This window comes from Pantoea sp. RCC30.1 (genome assembly GCF_058148845.1).
In genome coordinates, this window is record NZ_JBXUHX010000053.1 from 1 (window position 1) to 16,568 (window position 16,568).

At 53.2% G+C, this 16,568-nt stretch carries 17 protein-coding genes; 12 read left to right on the forward strand and 5 right to left on the reverse strand.

All coding sequences use genetic code 11. The annotated features are described in order from the left end of the window. The first annotated feature begins 302 nt into the window (after positions 1-302). From AC2LB6_RS23675 to AC2LB6_RS23700, 6 genes are all read left to right on the forward strand, one after another. Positions 303-863 (forward strand): fasciclin domain-containing protein, encoded by a 561-nt coding sequence (locus AC2LB6_RS23675; protein WP_090965204.1) that lies wholly within the window; start codon positions 303-305, stop codon positions 861-863. A 61-nt stretch (positions 864-924) separates the two neighbouring features. After that, a complete protein-coding gene (locus AC2LB6_RS23680; RefSeq protein WP_090965209.1) occupies positions 925-1,473 on the forward strand; it encodes a sigma-70 family RNA polymerase sigma factor in 549 nt (182 codons plus the stop codon). Further along, complete coding sequence (locus AC2LB6_RS23685; protein ID WP_490095338.1) at positions 1,470-2,147, forward strand: anti-sigma factor; 678 nt, start codon at positions 1,470-1,472, stop codon at positions 2,145-2,147. Before AC2LB6_RS23680 ends, AC2LB6_RS23685 begins: the two co-directional genes overlap by 4 nt. Positions 2,148-2,183: 36 nt before the next feature. Next, positions 2,184-2,624 (forward strand): GNAT family N-acetyltransferase, encoded by a 441-nt coding sequence (locus AC2LB6_RS23690; protein ID WP_490095339.1) that lies wholly within the window; start codon positions 2,184-2,186, stop codon positions 2,622-2,624. 288 nt (positions 2,625-2,912) lie between these two features. After that, positions 2,913-3,452 (forward strand): GNAT family N-acetyltransferase, encoded by a 540-nt coding sequence (locus tag AC2LB6_RS23695; protein WP_490095340.1) that lies wholly within the window; start codon positions 2,913-2,915, stop codon positions 3,450-3,452. Positions 3,453-3,567: 115 nt separating this feature from the next. Beyond that, on the forward strand, positions 3,568-4,992 hold the full coding sequence (locus AC2LB6_RS23700; RefSeq protein ID WP_490095341.1) for an alpha,alpha-trehalose-phosphate synthase (UDP-forming): 1,425 nt from the start codon (positions 3,568-3,570) through the stop codon (positions 4,990-4,992). 172 nt (positions 4,993-5,164) lie between these two features. Here the strand turns inward: AC2LB6_RS23700 and AC2LB6_RS23705 are convergent, their stop codons facing one another. Next, positions 5,165-5,587 (reverse strand): GNAT family N-acetyltransferase, encoded by a 423-nt coding sequence (locus tag AC2LB6_RS23705; protein ID WP_490095352.1) that lies wholly within the window; start codon positions 5,585-5,587, stop codon positions 5,165-5,167. A 105-nt stretch (positions 5,588-5,692) separates the two neighbouring features. Next, a complete protein-coding gene (locus AC2LB6_RS23710; protein WP_490095342.1) occupies positions 5,693-6,619 on the reverse strand; it encodes a LysR family transcriptional regulator in 927 nt (308 codons plus the stop codon). Positions 6,620-6,700: 81 nt separating this feature from the next. Between AC2LB6_RS23710 and AC2LB6_RS23715 the strand changes: the two genes are divergently transcribed. Next, on the forward strand, positions 6,701-7,654 hold the full coding sequence (locus AC2LB6_RS23715; RefSeq protein ID WP_490095343.1) for an MBL fold metallo-hydrolase: 954 nt from the start codon (positions 6,701-6,703) through the stop codon (positions 7,652-7,654). A 218-nt stretch (positions 7,655-7,872) separates the two neighbouring features. Here the strand turns inward: AC2LB6_RS23715 and AC2LB6_RS23720 are convergent, their stop codons facing one another. Continuing rightward, positions 7,873-9,834, reverse strand: coding sequence for a sigma-54-dependent Fis family transcriptional regulator (locus AC2LB6_RS23720; RefSeq protein ID WP_490095344.1), 1,962 nt, complete (start codon positions 9,832-9,834; stop codon positions 7,873-7,875). Positions 9,835-10,020: 186 nt separating this feature from the next. Here AC2LB6_RS23720 and AC2LB6_RS23725 point away from each other — a divergent pair, with 186 nt between their 5' ends. From AC2LB6_RS23725 to AC2LB6_RS23740, 4 genes are all read left to right on the forward strand, one after another. Continuing rightward, positions 10,021-11,469 (forward strand): sugar porter family MFS transporter, encoded by a 1,449-nt coding sequence (locus tag AC2LB6_RS23725; protein ID WP_490095345.1) that lies wholly within the window; start codon positions 10,021-10,023, stop codon positions 11,467-11,469. Between the two features lie 12 nt (positions 11,470-11,481). Next, a complete protein-coding gene (locus AC2LB6_RS23730; RefSeq protein WP_490095346.1) occupies positions 11,482-12,495 on the forward strand; it encodes a Gfo/Idh/MocA family oxidoreductase in 1,014 nt (337 codons plus the stop codon). Further along, positions 12,495-13,274 (forward strand): TIM barrel protein, encoded by a 780-nt coding sequence (locus AC2LB6_RS23735; protein ID WP_490095347.1) that lies wholly within the window; start codon positions 12,495-12,497, stop codon positions 13,272-13,274. The genes AC2LB6_RS23730 and AC2LB6_RS23735 overlap by 1 nt, the downstream gene beginning before the upstream one ends. A gap of 86 nt (positions 13,275-13,360) precedes the next feature. Continuing rightward, a complete protein-coding gene (locus AC2LB6_RS23740) occupies positions 13,361-14,284 on the forward strand; it encodes a substrate-binding domain-containing protein (RefSeq protein WP_490095348.1) in 924 nt (307 codons plus the stop codon). Positions 14,285-14,543: 259 nt separating this feature from the next. On the opposite strand, the gene AC2LB6_RS23745 is transcribed toward AC2LB6_RS23740, so the two are convergent. Continuing rightward, positions 14,544-15,218 carry an alpha/beta hydrolase family protein gene (locus tag AC2LB6_RS23745; protein ID WP_490095349.1) on the reverse strand — a complete coding sequence of 225 codons (675 nt, stop codon included), beginning with the start codon at positions 15,216-15,218 and terminating at the stop codon, positions 14,544-14,546. Positions 15,219-15,427: 209 nt separating this feature from the next. Continuing rightward, entirely contained in the window at positions 15,428-15,811 is a 384-nt protein-coding gene (locus tag AC2LB6_RS23750) for an EamA family transporter (protein ID WP_490095350.1), read from the reverse strand. Between the two features lie 219 nt (positions 15,812-16,030). Between AC2LB6_RS23750 and AC2LB6_RS23755 the strand changes: the two genes are divergently transcribed. Beyond that, a partial coding sequence (locus tag AC2LB6_RS23755) for an FAD-dependent oxidoreductase (RefSeq protein ID WP_490095351.1) occupies positions 16,031-16,568 on the forward strand: 538 nt, incomplete at its 3' end.

Sequence of the window (16,568 nt, forward strand, 5' to 3'; positions counted from 1 at the left end):
GAATAATACCGGGCTGAAATCTGGATGACATTACCTGTGGAAATTTATGTAAGAGGGAGTTAAATGGCGTCAGGAATGTCTTTGCCTGCATCGTCCTGTCTGAGGAGGGCTTTATCTTTAACCCGATAAGTCAGGCATGAGCGACAAAACAGAGCTGTCCTGTACCCGTCAGCCCCCATTCTCATGAAGCAGAACCCCCGCTTAAAAAATTTAAAATTTTTTGCATCCGTTTTCCTCCCTCATTCGTATTAACAGATAAGGGCATTCTGGCCCTGCCTGTAAACTCAATGAGGGAAGTGAAAATGAAACCATTCCTGCCAACTCTGATTTTTTCTGCCTTAGTCTTCAGCGGCGCCTCTTACGCGGCCAGCATGAACAGCGACACGGTGATGGTCGGTGGTGCTGCCATGTACCCGTCGAAAAATATTGTTGAGAACGCTGTTAACTCGAAAGATCACACCACGCTGGTGGCCGCCGTTAAAGCTGCCGGACTGGTCCCGACGCTGGAAGGCAAAGGGCCGTTCACTGTTTTTGCGCCAACCAATGCCGCTTTTGAAAAACTGCCTCAGGGCACTGTCGACTCCCTGCTTAAACCAGAGAACAAACAAAAACTCACCAGCGTGCTGACCTATCACGTGGTTGCAGGAAAACTGGACATGAAAGCGCTGGAGAAAAAAATCAAAGCCGGTGGCGGTAAAGCCGAGCTGAAAACGGTGAATGGCGAATCACTGTGGGTGATGGCGAATGGCCCTCACAACATTCAGCTTAAAGATGCTCAGGGCAATGTTGCCAGTATCACAACCTATGATGTGAACCAGAGCAACGGTGTGATTGACGTTATCGATACCGTATTAATGCCATAAAGCGTTACCTATACTGAGTGTGGTCACTGATAGCGTGGCTACACCTTTACCAGGGAAGCCGATGACAAAAAATGTGCCCCACATTCAGGCCGACTTAATGAACCAGATAGCCTGCGGTGATAAAGCTGCTCTTGAGCAGCTTTATCGCGTCCTGTCGCCCCGACTTTATGGGATCATCCTGCGTATGGTCAGACGCCGGGACTGGGCAGAGGAAATCCTGCACGACACGTTTATCCATATCTGGCAGTCGGCAAACTATTACGACGATGCGCGCAGTGAACCGCACATCTGGCTCAGCCACATCGCCAGAAATCGGGCGATTGATTTCCTGCGCAAACATGAGAATCGATGCTGTTCGGTGGATGAAATCAGCGAAGCTGAAGCGGGTTTCCAGATGCCACTCGTTTCTGATGAGAGTCATGCGGAGGCGCGTCGCCTTCAGCACTGTATGGCGCACTTACCTTCAGAACAGCGACAAAGTATTTCGCTCGCCTATTATCGTGGCCTGTCTCAGAGTGAGATTGCGCTCTCCATGAGCCAGCCTGAGGGTACGGTAAAAAGCTGGATCCGTCGCGCGTTAATCCATCTTCGGGAGTGCATAGGCCTATGACTGCTCAGGAACACCATGATCTCACTGCGGCGGAATATGTGCTGGGTCTTACCGACGATGTGACACGCCATCGGCTTGATAAACGCCTCAATGACGATTCACACTTTGCTGCAGAGGTGCTGCGCTGGCAGAAAGCGTTCAGCGGCATCGATTTGCTCACCCACGACGTTATGCCTCCCGCTGCGGTCTGGCCGCTGATTGAGCAGGATCTTAATCGTAATGCTGTCACCTCTGGCACGACATCAGTCCGCAGGCAACCTGGCTTCTGGCTCGGCTGGTGTCTGGCGGCGGCAATGGCGGGCATCCTCATTTACAACCAGGGGATTAAGCCGGATACCCCGCATTCCCTGCAGCCCATTGCGGTACTCAGTGGCGCGCAGCCCAACGCACAGTTTGTGGTGAGTCTGGATAAGTCAGCGTCACTCATTCAGGTTTCCGCGCTAAACATCACGCTGCCAGAGAATAAAGCCCTGCAACTCTGGCTAATCAGGGGCAGTGCTGCACCACAATCGTTGGGACTGATCAATCACACCGACAATAACGCTTTCCGGTTAGCACCAGACGAGTTGAATAATCAGACGGTACTGGCAGTGAGTCTGGAGCCAGCAGGGGGATCTAAGCTCAGCGGGCCATCCGGGCCGGTGATTTTCCAGGGCAAAGTGACTCTGCTTTAAGCTTTAGTGGCGCGGATTCAGGAGGAATGAGTAAAAATGGAAATCCGGGACGCGGTTGCATCAGATGCGGCAAGCATTAGTAATCTGATACATGAAGTGTCGTTGCAATGTAACTTTTCAGAAATAGAGCCATGCCCGCAATGGTTTATCGAGAGCATAAAACATGATGCGCTTAAACCTTTGATCGTTGCAGATGATTATCTCTGGCTGATTGTCGTGGAAAGAGGTGAGATCACCGGCGTACTCACCCTTTTCGAAGGCAATTTAGTGAAATACTTTTTTGTGCATCCGAAGTTTCACCGTAAAGGGGTGGCGACGGCACTCTGGCAGCAGGTGGCTCCCGTGCTGCGTTCAGAAATCAGTGTACGGTCCTCACTCTTCGCCGTTCCCTTCTATGAAAAACTGGGATTTAAAAGAGTGGGAGAGGTGAAGTTTTTCAACGGCGTATCATTTCAGACAATGATGGCTCAGTTCTGAATTAAAAAAGAAATTTTTTAATTTCTCTGTTTCTGCAATAAAACGGCCCGGCCACGCGTTTATTAAACCCGCTTGGGAGGGAGTGGACCTAAGTCAGCTACTCTTCTTTATTTATCACTGCGTATATTCCCTGTATTTAACTCGCTGACTTTTTGTGCCATGCCAGGGCGGCGGAAGTTTTGCAGCGTTTTTACGTTTCACCTGCCTCTTTTTACGCCTTTTTTACAGGCCGATCGGTTTAATTAACGGCACCGGGCGCTGATGCGCCTATGTTCAAGGAAGCCGTGGATGAAATGCATTAACAAGCCCTGGTCCATATCGGGGAGCAGCGATGCTGCAGTCGCTGAGCAGCAGCGCCTTCGCCTTATTTCGCCCCGCAAATGGTTCAGAGATGGCATTGAGGCCAGCACCGATCCGGCACTGCTGAACTATCGCCTGATCTCTCAATGGCTGGGCGAATCGATACCGGATACCCGCTCTCTGACTCTGGCGCTGAACAATAGTCTCTGTTTTGGACTTTACCGTAATGGCCGGCAAATCGGTTTTGCCCGCGTCGTGACCGATATGGCGGAGACCTGGATAATCCGCAATCTGTTCATCTCGCCGGAATATCGTTTTATCGGACTCGGCTCATGGCTGCTGCACTGCTGTCTGTCTCATCCTGGCGCCAGGGGCTGCCGAAGCATTATTGCGATGGGTGAGCCCGTGCCGGATTTCTTTGAACACAACGGATTTATGACTTTTCCCTCACTGCCCGGCATCTACGTGACGACGCTGCACGAAGGGGTTTACGACCCCATTTGCGCCAGAAGCGCCAGCAGGCATTAAGTCCAGGTGCACGCTTATGAGCGGTTATCTCCAGTTTATTATCCGACCTCCGATTAATAGCGGCTCGCTGCCAGGCAATGTTGCTTTTCCGCAGCGGGTTCGTAAGGAACACTCTATGTCAGGCCTTATCCTTGTTTCTCATAATCAATGTCAACGTTCGACGCTTACTGCCGTTTATGAAGGCATACTTTCCCGTCAGGGAGGCTTGTGGATTAGCTGGGATGGTGAGAGCACAGTCATTCCTCACGATGCGTCAAGATCCTACTCCGTGCAACAGGCAGGCCAGTATGAAACTGTGACTTTCCCCTATACGCTGGGTGAATTAAATGAGGGTTACCACAACTATATTCACAAAGGACTCTGGCCTGTTTTTCACCAGCGCCCTGACATGGCCCGATTTTCCACCAGTGGCTATCAGGAATATAAAAACATTAATAAAGCCTATGCGCACGCCATTTGCGAAAATGCCACACCCGACGATGTTATCTGGATTCAGGATTATCATCTGCTTGGCTGTGCTTCTTATATTCGTGAAGAAGGGTTGACCAACTCAGTAGGTATTTTTCTGCATCAGCCTTTCCCGGCGGGCAGAATGTTTGAAACCATTCCCGAATGGCGCTGGTTCACTGACTCATTACTGTGTTGTGACCTGATTGGCTTCCAGACCGTGCAGGACATGAATAACTTCCTCATCTGGCTGGAGAGTGAATTCCGGCTGGAGCGGCTGGAGGCGCAGAGCTTCCGCATTCATGGCCGGATTATTCGGGTGGGTGTGTTCCCGGTCGGAATTGACCTTGACGATGTTCAGTGTCTGCGCGAGAGCAACAGCTGTGCTTACATGGAAATGCAGTGCCGCGAAAGTCTGCCAGAAAATACCGTGCTTAGCGGCGGCCACCTTGATGAGAGTTCGGGACTGCCTTACCGCATCAGCACCCTGGAAGTGCTGCTAAGAAGACATGATTGCTATGAGAAAAATATCACGCTGTTGCAGCTGGCACCTCCGGCAGCCGGACACGCACATGATGCGTCTGAACTCGGCCATGCGCTGGAAGCACTGTGCGGCGAGCTGAATGGCGTACATGGTACAATGAACTGGTATCCGGTGAACTATCTGACTCATGCTTATAGCCGGGAAGAGCAGGCTGGTATTTATCGTGCTTCACGCGTTGCGCTGGTGACGCCATTAATGGCCGGTATGAGTCTGATGGCAAAAATGTATGTCGCCCTGCAGGACCCGAAAAATCCCGGCGTGCTTATTCTCTCGCAGTTTGCCGGTGCAGCCGAGCAGATGGAGGGAGCCATCATCGTCAATCCTTATGATCCTGACGCAATGGCCAGTGCGGTGCATCGCGCCCTGCAGATGCCCTTACACGAACGGCGAAGTCTGCATGCCCGTCTGTTGAAAGGTCTGCATATGCACAACAGCCATCACTGGGGCGAGTCGTTTGTGCGCATGCTGCGCGCTGAGTCTGCTGTCCAGGAAGGCCTGCCGCAGCCTGCGTTTTTTCCGCGGCTGAGCAGTAGCCGGGCGAGGTACTGAGTTTCAGAACTTAAAATGGTGCTTTATGAAGTGAAGGTGTGGAAGTTAACGGGTTCACGCTGATAGAGAGCAGAGCAGGTGACGTTTTATTTGCCTGCTCATTAATGTGTTTTTTGAATCAGCGCTTAATGATGTGAGGCTAGGGTCTGCACTGAGCAAGAGCGTCACTATTTTATGACGTTTTGGTATTTTTCCAGATCCTTGCCATACCTTCACTTACAGGACTGACGCGCGTGAAACCAAATTTTTCATACAGCTCAGGAACATCTGCCATCAATGTGACATAAGCACCATCACAGGCATTTTGATCGAGCCACTTTGTCAGCGTTTCCATTATCATGCGGCCCAGACCTTTTCCCTGATGCGCGGGATCGACAGCGACATCGACAATATCCATATTTAGCGCGCCGTCGCCTACGATACGCCCCATTCCGATGACGGTTTCCCTGCAGAGGATATGAACACCATAACAGCTGTTAGGGAGTCCCAGACGGGCAGCTTCGGCGGGACGTGGCGTCAGTCCTGAGATAATACGTAAGCGGCAAAAATCCTCTACAGACGGAACAGTTCCAACAAGTTGGTAGTCAGACAAAATTTTATCCTCCTCTTAGCATGCATTTTTCTAGAAAATATGACTTTCGACTTTTTTCAGGGCGGGTGATCTGCAAAGCAGGTCTTAGCATCCCACAAGAGCAGCTACTCAGGTTCGATCTGTCATCACACTACGCAGTTCCTCCCTGAGCCAGCTCAGCGGCATATCATTATCAAAGCGTTTGTTCCAGAGCAATGAAAGGGCAATTTCAGGCGCTGCTACTGGTACAGGACTGGAGCATAAACCGTAATGGTTTATCCAGTCATCCGCCAGCCCGGCAGGGACGGTGGCCAGGGCGGGTGTGCGAACCAGCAGTGGAGGGAGAGAGGAAAAATGCGGTGTCACGTAGCGAATCGAACGTGCTTTTCCCAATGCCGCAAGCTCGTCGTCGATAGCGCTCCAGGTCGATCCACGATAGGAAACCAGCAGATGATCATGCGCCACGTAATCCTCCAGCGTTAGCGGCGCAGACAACGAAAGCTGTTCCGGATGCCACAACGTACAAAAGTTATGTGAAACGATTGTCTCGCGCCGCAGCGTGGCGGGCGTTTTATCGCCGACCGAAATGGCAAGATCGATCTCGCCACGTGCGACCAGTTCCACATCCCTGAAGGGATCGCTGGCCGTGACCTTAAGCGTCATGCCAGGAGCGGTGCGCGTGATGTGCGCATACAGTCCCGGCATCAGCCAGCGCTCAACCCAGTCGCTCATCCCCAGCCGAAAAACATGGTTCGCCTCATAAGGCGTGAAGGATGCTGGCTGAAAAAGTACATTCTGCATCTGCGCCATCAGAGGCCCCAGCTCAGCGATCAGCGCCTCGGCTCGCGGGGTAGGCTCCATCCCTTTTGATGTACGCACAAACAGCGGATCGCTGAACATCACCCGCAACCGGGCCAGTGCATTACTGACCGCAGGCTGACCCAGATGCAGCTTTTCTGCTGTACGAGAGACGCTGCCTTCACGCTTCAAAACTAACAGCACCGTCAGTAAATTCAGGTCGATACGATGAAAATCATTTTCTCTGATAGTGAGCATTAGTTTAATCAATTTGAGTGATACAGGTTGCGTAAGGATACTGCTCACCACGTTGTGATGAAACTTTTCGGAGAGGAATTAATGAAAATTTTACTGATGCTGGTGGCTTCACTTATCGCGTTCAGCCCGGTCCATGCTGCCGAACAGCCGTCTGTACTGGATCAGCAGGCCCCGGGATATTACCGGATGAAGTTAGGTAAATTGCGCATTACCGCCGTTTCCGACGGCACGGTGACCATTCCCCTTAATACACTACTGACTAACATTGCGCCGGATAGACTCAGCAAGGCAATGACCAGAGAGGCAATGACGCCGCAGGCCGAAACATCGATTAACGCATTCGTTATCGATGATGGCAAAAAGCGTATTTTAGTCGATACCGGAGCCGGTGAGCTTTTTGGTCACCATGGCGGACATCTGCTAACCAACCTGGCCGCCGCTGGCTATCCCGCAGAGTCGATCGATGCCGTGCTTCTGACCCATATTCATGCCGATCACTCCGGCGGTGTCTCGCGTGCAGGCAAGCCTGCCTTTCCAAAAGCCGTGGTGTTCGTGGATCAACGGGATGTCGATTTCTGGCTTAATCCGGCCAATATCAGCAGGGTGGAGGCCAGCCAGTCACATACTTTTTCAGAATCTGAACGGACGCTTCGCCCGGTCATCAATGCTGGCCAGCTAAAAACGTTTATGGCGCCAGCTACATTACCGGGGGGAATCCGTGCTGAGTCGACAGCCGGCCACACACCGGGCAGCGTACTTTATCGCATAGAGAGTGAAGGTCAGACGCTGGTATTGTGGGGGGACATCATCCATGCCAAAGCGGTGCAAATGCCAGACCCGGAAGTGGCCATCCATTTTGATGTCGATCAGAAACAGGCTATCAATACACGTGAAAGGGTACTGAAACAGGCTGCCGATCAGGGCTACTGGGTGGCTGCGGCGCATATCGCCTTCCCGGGTCTGGGCCATGTTCAGCATGAGGGGAGTGCTTATCGCTGGGTGCCGGCTAATTACACCACGCTGCCTGGTCAGTAAAATTTAGTGAAGAGAATAATGGCATAGCTATCAAGGTGAATATCTATGCTGAGCGTTGACGGGTATTGCTATCTGGCTGGCTGAATGAGGCCTCGCCAGATGCAATCGCGGTAAAGTAGCTTAATGACAACCAAACTTATTCCTGATGGCAATAGGTTAACCGCCGAACGTCAGCGGGTCTGATTTAATGTCATTAATCAGTCAGGTCGTCACAGCGTTTAGGAAACATTTTTTCTGAAAGCTCGGTAGTCTATTTTCCAGGCATTGAGCTTGTTATATAACGCCGTTCGCGAGATCCCCAGCAGTTGCGCCGACTGGCGTAAATTACCCTGTTGTTCACTGACAACCTGTAAAATATGCATGCGCTCCAGATTTTGCAGTGAGGGTAGAATATCTCTGGACGCATTACTGGCTGAGACTTCCTGCAGGGATTCGGGCAAATCGGCTCGGGTTATTTCTAATCCTTCACTCAGGTTGACGACACGCTCGATGACATTTTCCAGTTCGCGTACGTTTCCCGGCCAATCCCAGGATTGCAAACAGGTCATTGCGTCCGGCACGACCACTGGCGGAATACGCTTCAGACGCGTGCAGAGGGCCTGAATAAAGATGTTTAACAATTCCGGAATGTCTTCGCGACGATCACGCAGCGGCGGGATTTCCAGTGAAATCACATTCAGACGATAATAGAGATCGCGCCGGAAGGCGTTTTTCTCAACGGCCTCCAGTAAGTTGCAGTGGGTTGCCACGATAATGCGCACATTCACTTTCACTGGCTGCGCCGCGCCGATACGCAGCACTTCGCTCTCCTGCAAAACGCGCAGTAAGCTGGTTTGCGCTTCGAGTGGCATCTCACCAATCTCATCCAGGAAAAGGGTTCCGCCGTCAGCCAGTTCAAATTTGCCCGCTGAACCGCCACGACGCGAACCGGTGAAGGCACCATCGGCATAGCCAAACAGCTCGCTTTGCACCAGATCGCGCGGTAATGCGCCGCAGTTCAGAGCGATAAACGCTTCCTGCTGGCGAGGACTTGCGTTATGAATGGCCTGAGCAAACAACTCTTTGCCGGTGCCGCTTTCACCGCTGAGCAGCACTGTGCTGTCAGTACGGCTGCTGACGCGTGCCTTGTGGATCGCCTGCTGCAGGCGCGGCGAATGGCCTCGAATCATGTCAAAGGTGTAACTGGCACTCACGCCCATGATACGTCGGGTAATGGCACGGATACGCTGATTTTCACGCAGCGACAGCACGCGTCCGCCATCCGGCGCGGGCATCAACGATATCAGGCAGGAGAGGGGGGCCAGGCCGGCCGGCCTGAACTGTAACTCAAGGTCATTACAGAAAGGCATGGTCATCAGCGATCTGCCCTGCGGCTGGAGCAGTTCATCAATCGGGGTATCGCGTGGCTCCAGCCCGCTGAAAATCTGGCGCGCATAACGGTTAAGCGTTTTGATGCGCCCCTGTTTATCACAGACAATGACACCTTCATTCAGCGTCTCCAGAATGGACTGCTGTTCAGCCAGCAGGCGTCGTAGCATCAGCTGCTGCCCGACCGCTTCTGCCGCCGCCTGGACCGTGCCAAGCGTGTGAACGTTGAAATTATCCGGCGTGGCGGTCAGTGTCAGCACACCAATCAATTCTCCGTTGTCATCACGGACGGGGGCCGCAGCGCATTGTCGGCGGCGTTTTCGCAAATCAAACTTCCAGTTTTCACCACTCAGCACATACACCAGCCGCTGTTCAATCAGGCATCGCGCGGTACAGTTTGTGCCCAATACGTCTTCACGCAGAATACTGCCGACGGGTGTCAGGTCGGCACCGCAAAAATGCAGCGTAACGCCCTGCGCATCGGTGAGATTTATATGCCCGTCAGGATTATAGGCGAGCAAATTTTCCATAATGCTGCGCGCAACAAGGATTAGTTCGGCATTGTTTTCAAGAATCGCCGTCAGTTCGCTGGCTGGCGGAGCGGTGTAGATAAAACGATGTGGATCGATAGCGTACTGCTGCGAACGTTGCCAGGAATGCAGAATACTTTCACGGAGTGCTGGCGGCGGTTCGCCCTGAGTAAAGCTCTGCCAGCTTTGCCATAACAGCGCGTCCCAACTGTCGGCGGCTTCCCTGTCAGGCAGGCTGAAAATCGCCTCGCTCTCATCTCGTAATAACAGTTGCTGATTCACACACCACTCCCACGGAAATAAATGTCCATTTTATGGACATGTTAAGTTGACATGTAAACTTTGTTGCCAGTTTGTGATGTCACGCTGTGTCAGCGCTCACAAAATTTCCCGGATTTTGGTTGGCATCGCCTTTGCAATGGTTGATGCAACTACCTGAATTAAACAAGCGAAGGGAAATAAGTGGTTATGCGCAAACATAATTTACGTCTGATTCTGTTTATCTGTGCCGTTGCTTCACTGAGTGGCGTGATTCTGGGTTATGACGCTTCGGTGATTTCAGGCGTTATCGATCCGCTGACAGAACATCTCAACTTAACCCCGTGGGAAAGTGGCTGGGCAGTGTCCAATGTCATTCTCGGTTGCATCGTCGGGGCATGGGGTGTTGGCTTCATTTCTGATCGCATCGGCCGAAAATCAACACTGATTGTCACCGCCATCATTTTTGTACTCTCCGCAGTGGGTGCTGCGCTGGCCAGTTCGCTGACAGATTTTGTTATCTGGCGGCTGACAGGCGGGCTGGCGGTCGGAATGGCCTCTGCGATTACGCCGCTTTATATCGCGGAAGTTTCACCGAAAGACTGGCGCGGACGCATGCTCGGCCTGCAGCAGATGCTGATGGTTGGCGGACAGGTGACGGTTTATATCGTGAATTACCTGATTGCACGCGGTATGCCGCATCAGTGGATTGTCAGTGAAGGCTGGCGCTGGATGCTGGCCTCCGGCGTGGTGCCCTGTGCGCTATTCCTGCTGCTTGTCCCATTTATGCCAGAGTCACCACGCTGGCTGGCGCTAAACGGCAAAAAAGAGCGCGCCCGTGACGTGCTGACCCGTCTTTCGAATGCACAGCACGCTGAGCGGCTGTTACAGGAGATTCTGACGTCAAAGCAGGATGACAACATTCGGACAACTCAGCGCGGCATCCTGCGGGATGCGCGAGCACGCTATATCCTCATGATTGGCTGTGCCATTGCTATTTTGCAGCAGATCTCCGGTATTAACATCCTGCTCTATTACGCGCCGTCACTGCTGCAAAACATCACCGGCAGCACCCAGTCTTCTCTGTTTCACAGCATTTTCCTTGGCCTTGCGCTGCTGGCTGGCGTAGCGGTTTGTCTGAGTACCATCGATCGTCTGGGCCGGACGTTGCTGCTGCGCTGGGGGGCACTGGGATGTGCGCTTTCTATGGTGTTCACCGCCTGGGCATTTATCGCCGATGCTGGTGGCCTGCTGCCGGTGATTGGGCTGTTAGCCTTCGTACTGATATTTGGCCTGTCCTGGAGCCTGGGTGCCTGGCTGCTGATCTCTGAAATCTTTCCTAATCGTATTCGCGCCGTGGCGATGGGTTACGCGTTCGCCTCAATGTACGTTGCGAATTTTATCGTTACTCAAAGCTTCCCGATGATGAATCGCAGCCGGGTGCTGATGGAACATTTTCATGGTGCCTTCCCGCTGATGTTATGTGCGGTGGGATCGCTCATCGCGTTCTGGTTTGTCCGTCGTTTTTTACCGGAAACCCGGGGCGTTTCGCTTGAGCAAATTGAACCGCTGATGCTCTCCAAATCCCGTCGTTTCGCCGCTGATGCGCAGCGACCAGATCAAAACCCTTCCTCGCCCGCCTGGGCTAAAGCGAAATAATAAGGAGTTTATATGAACCATCAAACAGTGCGCGTGGGTTTAATAGGCGCAGGTCGCATGGGCAGTTTCCATGCCGAAAATCTGGCCTGGCGTGTGCCAGGCGCTACCCTGGCGGCGGTAGCCGATCCGCTCCCTGGCGCGGCGGAAAAGCTTGCCAGTCGGCTTGGGGTCAGCAAAGCCTACAGCGATCTGCATGCGCTGCTGCAGGATGATGAAATCGACGCCGTAGCGATCGCCGCTCCGGCCAGGACGCATGCTGAGTGGGTGATTGCAGCGGCCAAAGCTGGCAAACATGTGTTCTGTGAAAAGCCTATGGCGGTCACGCTGGAAGAGGCTGATCGCGCCATCGCAGCGGCAAAAGAGGCTGGGGTCGTATTACAGGTGGGCTTTAATCGGCGCTTTGATTCCGGCTTTGCGGCAGCGATTGCGGCGGTAAAAAACGGTGATAATGGCACGACGCAGCTTAGCCGATCGGTGACGCGTGACCCTGGTCTGCACGACCCCGCCCCGATTCCGCAGTGGACAATCTTCCTTGAAACGCTCATTCACGATTTTGACACCCTATTGCACTTCAACCATGGCGCAAAGCCGGTTGAAGTCTATGCGCTGGCTGATGCACTGGTGCGGCCAGACTTTAAAGATAAAGGTCTGCTGGATACCTCTGTTGTCACGATTCGTTTTGACAACGGTGCCATTGCGATTGCTGAGGCAAACTTTCAGGCGGTGTATGGCTATGACGTACGCGGTGAGGTTTTTGGCAGCAAAGGCATGCTGCAGGCGGGCCATATCAATGCCAATCACTGCGTGCGTTACACCGCCAGCGGGATTGCGATCGACACGTCGCGACTGGATTCAGATCTGCTTCGTGAAGCCTATGTGGCAGAAATGACCGAGTTTGCCCGCTGTATCCGCAGCGGTGAAACACCTCGCGCCACGGGAGAAGATGCGCGTAACGCGCTGGAAATTGCGCTGGCCTGTATCGAATCTGTGCAGCGCAACCTGCCCGTTAAGCTGGGAGTTCGCTGATGGCCGGTTATCAACTTTCCGTATGCGCTGAAATGGTATTTCTGGAGCTGCCATTTGTTGAGCGCGTAAAACGCATTCACGAACTGGGTTTTGGCGTCGAAATCTGGGGATGGGCCAGTAAGGATATTGATGCGCTGGTCGCGACCGGTGCGCGTTTTACCTCAATGACCGGTTATCTGAGCGGTAATCTGACCGATGAGACAGAGATAAAGCAGCTGCTGCAGAGCGCTGAAGCGTCGCTGGCTGTGGCCGCACGTCTCGGCTGTCCGGTACTGAATCTGCATGGTACCGGACTTGACGATCGCGGATTGCCGGTAAAACCCGTGGCAACGGTAACGGGCGCTATGTGGCTCAAGGCTGCCGATACACTGCGCCAGGTTGCACAACTTGGCGAACGAGCCGGACGGGTTTTCACCCTCGAAAACCTTAATCTGCCGGTCGATCATCCGGGCACACCCTTCGCCCTGGCCTCTGAGACGCTGGCGCTGGTCGAAGCGGTCAACAGCCCGGCGTTGAAGATGAATCTGGATCTCTACCATGCACAAATTGGCGAAGGCAATCTGATTGAACTGCTACGGCGCTGCGGCACCGCGATTGGCGAAATCCAGGTTGCCGATGTACCGGGCCGTCAGCAGCCGGGTACCGGCGAGATCAATTACCGTGCTATTGCCCGGACGCTGCAGGAGATAGGTTACAGCGGCACCGTCGCCATGGAGGGCTGGGCCAGCGGCGATAGCACGGCGGCTGTCCAGCAGTTCCGCGATCACTTTACGTTGTAAGCAGCATGCGTCGGGTATTTGCCTGTTACCCGACGCACAATAAAGTTAATGAAAACAATAACAACCTCAACCTACAGGAATAGACTATGAACATCAGAAACCTCCTTCTTTGCCTTTGCTCCCTGCTGTTTAGTGTGAGTGGCAGTGCCAAAACCCCTACCGTTGGCGTCGCGCTGGCTAACTTCGACCTTAACTTTGTCTCAATCCTTCGCACTCAGATGCAAAAAGAGCTGAATGTCAGCCAGCTCAACAGCCAGTTTGTTGATGCAAAAGGCGATGTCGCGCTGCAGGTGCAGCAGGTTGATGACTTCATCAACCAGGGCGTGGACGCCATTATTCTTAATCCGGTCGATACGCAGGGCGTTTTACCGATGATCAATGCGGCAAAACAAGCCGGTATTCCGCTGGTTTTTGTGAACCGAAAACCGGAAGTGAAACTGCCCGAAGATATGGCGTATGTCGGCTCTGATTCGGCGCTGGGTGGCGAAATGCAGATGGAAGCGCTGGCAAAAAAAATGAACTACAAAGGGAATGTGGCCATTCTTATGGGCGCGCTGTCGAATGAAGAGGCCCGTGAGCGCACCCGCGCAGTGGAAGCCGTTATCGGCAAATACAAAAACATGAAGGTCATTGAGAAGCAGACGGCGAAATGGCAGCGTAATGAAGCGGTCGATGTGGTTTCTGGCTGGTTGCTGAATCAGCGTCCGATTGACGCCATTGCTGCGAACAACGATGAGATGGCCATTGGCGCCATCATGGCGTTAAGCCAGGCGAAGAATGACAAAATCCTTGTGGCGGGTATTGACGGAACGCCTGACGGTCAGCAGTTCATTAAAAACGGCAAGATGGCACTGACCATTTTTCAGGATGCAAAAGGGCAGGCCACCGGTGCCGTTCAGGTGACCAAAGCCCTGCTGAATAAGCAGAAGGTAGAGACACTTAACTGGGTGCCTTACAAACTTATTACACCTGAAAATTATCAAAGCTTTACTGCTGAAAATTCAAAATAATTTCTTGTTCAATATTAACTTTCACATTACCCATGTGAAGGTTAATTACCGCTTCTGGCACATAATGAACCTGCGTGCGCGTTCTGAACCACTTTATAAGTGAAAAGCGGCAAGTGGATATGGACGCACACGCATATTGCCAGTTTACAGTTCTTCCGTTTTCATACCAATAAGCGACCCACTGCTATCTATCCTGAACGCGTGCACGATGTCCTGTTCCAGAGGGGCTGTCCTGACGGACGGCTTCTCTACCGTTCCACTATGGCGACAGTTCCAGATAGCGTGAGCTCCAGGCCACGATGCTTTCACCCACATAGTCGGCATCTTTATTGTCCGACAGGAGGTGATCGGCACCGTGCAGCGAAATGAAGCTTTTCGGGTGTCGCGCCGATCTGAATATGTGCTCGGCCTGCTCAATCAGAACCGTATCATCTTCTGGCGCGTGGAATACAAGAAGGGGCTTATTCATTCTGAAAAGTTTTTCCGCTACTTTCTGCTGCTGAATGTCATCAACCAGCTGCTGGCGGATAACAAAAGTTCGGCCGGCAAGCTTGACCGGATAGGCGCCAGGCTTTTCAATGGCGTAGAGGTCGTCCTTAAAAAGCCGCTTTACATGGGATATCTCTCCGGGCGATCCAACTGTAACGACCGCCCTGACTTCCGGAATATCGCCCGCAACGGACAGGATGGCTGCTCCTCCGAGACTGTGGCCAATAAGAAGAGACGGCGCCTGAAAGTTATCCCTGAGGTGTGCAACCGCCGACCGGAGGTCTGCAACATTCGAGCTGAAATTGGTATTTGAAAAGTCTCCATCGCTGCCGCCCAGCCCGGTAAAATCAAACCGGAGAACCGCGATGCCATGCTGCGTCAGTATCCTGGCAATTCGTGATGCCGCTTTCAGATCTTTGCCACAGGTAAAACAGTGTGCGAACAAGGCAAACGCCCGGACGTTGACAGGCATTTCAAGCAGGGCAGCAAGTTTTTCCCCTTCGTCATTTTCAAACAGAAATTTTCTCTTTTCACTGGGTTATTTCCTTCACTTTCTGATGTAACAGCGGGACGAGTCCGCCTGAAGATCGGTATTGCTTCGCCTTATCAGCCTTTTTACTGGACGTGCTGCCCGGCTGCGGTAGCAGCACAGACTCAGGGCCTGTGGGACTTTTCGGCGCCACTGATCAGGCCAATGCCTCCCAGAATAATGACGGCAGACACGATGATGTGCAGTTTTAGGGCTTCTCCGATGAACAGGACGCCGCCCGGCACGGCCAGGCAGGGCACGCTCAGCTGGACAGCGGAGGCCATCGTTGAGGAAAGGCAGGGCAGGACCGAATACCAGAGTATCCAGGAAAGGGCGGAAGTGATGGCGCCGGAAGTGACCGCCAGCAGAACCCCGGCGCTGTCCACGTGCACATCATGCCGGTTCAGCAGCATGAACAGGGCAGCCAGACGCACTGCCATCAAAAAATTGCCGGCGGTGGCCGCGGCGGCTGACGGAAGAAGTAAAATGCCTATTCCCGCAACAACCATTGCCACCCCTGCTGCTTTCAGCACCGTCTCAGGCGTTACGGCCAGCCATCACGCCACCGTCAACATCCCATACCTTGCAGGCGCAGTTGAGGCCTCTCTGGAGGGCGTCAGGCAGGTGCGGCAGAAAATCGCACGAACGAACTGAACATCTACTACGGCCGGGGGCGTGAATCAGCACGCGCCGGCTTCCTGCTTCTGAAGGCTGGCTGGAGAATAACGATGACCCGACACTTTGATTACATTGCAATTGGCGGCGGCAGCGCCGGGATCGCCTCCGTAAATCGCGCGGCTGCAAATGGACAGAAATGCGCTCTTATTGAGAAAGGCCCCATCGGCGGAACCTGCGTGAATGTGGGATGTGTGCCAAAAAAAGTGATGTGGCATGCCGCTCAGGTGGCTGAAACCATCCGGACTTACAGTCACTGCTATGGCTTCAGCGTATCGGGGTGTGAGTTTGACTGGGCCACGCTGGTGAAAAACCGCAGTGAGCACATTGAACGCATTCACGGCTTCTACGATGCGGCGCTTAGTAGAAACGCTGTCGAAGTCATTCACGGGACAGCCCGTTTCACAGGCCCCCGCAGCATTGAGGTCAATGGCGAAACGCTGACGGCCGATCATATTCTTATCGCCACCGGCGGGCACCCCGTGCGTCCTTCTGTACCCGGTGCTGAGCTGGGAATTGATTCCGATAGTTTCTTTGAACTGAGCGCACTGCCCTGCAGGGCAGCCATCATCGGCGCGGGCTACATTGCCG

What these genes read in the sequence shown, in the direction of transcription:
- AC2LB6_RS23750 (WP_490095350.1), bottom strand. Translation starts at nt 15,811, where the DNA reads ATGGTTGTTGCGGGAATAGGCATTTTACTTCTTCCGTCAGCCGCCGCG.
- AC2LB6_RS23735 (WP_490095347.1), top strand. Translation starts at nt 12,495, where the DNA reads ATGGCCGGTTATCAACTTTCCGTATGCGCTGAAATGGTATTTCTGGAG.
- AC2LB6_RS23730 (WP_490095346.1), top strand. Translation starts at nt 11,482, where the DNA reads ATGAACCATCAAACAGTGCGCGTGGGTTTAATAGGCGCAGGTCGCATG.
- AC2LB6_RS23685 (WP_490095338.1), top strand. Translation starts at nt 1,470, where the DNA reads ATGACTGCTCAGGAACACCATGATCTCACTGCGGCGGAATATGTGCTG.
- AC2LB6_RS23675 (WP_090965204.1), top strand. Translation starts at nt 303, where the DNA reads ATGAAACCATTCCTGCCAACTCTGATTTTTTCTGCCTTAGTCTTCAGC.
- AC2LB6_RS23725 (WP_490095345.1), top strand. Translation starts at nt 10,021, where the DNA reads ATGCGCAAACATAATTTACGTCTGATTCTGTTTATCTGTGCCGTTGCT.
- AC2LB6_RS23680 (WP_090965209.1), top strand. Translation starts at nt 925, where the DNA reads ATGACAAAAAATGTGCCCCACATTCAGGCCGACTTAATGAACCAGATA.
- AC2LB6_RS23710 (WP_490095342.1), bottom strand. Translation starts at nt 6,619, where the DNA reads ATGCTCACTATCAGAGAAAATGATTTTCATCGTATCGACCTGAATTTA.
- AC2LB6_RS23715 (WP_490095343.1), top strand. Translation starts at nt 6,701, where the DNA reads ATGAAAATTTTACTGATGCTGGTGGCTTCACTTATCGCGTTCAGCCCG.
- AC2LB6_RS23740 (WP_490095348.1), top strand. Translation starts at nt 13,361, where the DNA reads ATGAACATCAGAAACCTCCTTCTTTGCCTTTGCTCCCTGCTGTTTAGT.
- AC2LB6_RS23700 (WP_490095341.1), top strand. Translation starts at nt 3,568, where the DNA reads ATGTCAGGCCTTATCCTTGTTTCTCATAATCAATGTCAACGTTCGACG.
- AC2LB6_RS23695 (WP_490095340.1), top strand. Translation starts at nt 2,913, where the DNA reads ATGAAATGCATTAACAAGCCCTGGTCCATATCGGGGAGCAGCGATGCT.
- AC2LB6_RS23690 (WP_490095339.1), top strand. Translation starts at nt 2,184, where the DNA reads ATGGAAATCCGGGACGCGGTTGCATCAGATGCGGCAAGCATTAGTAAT.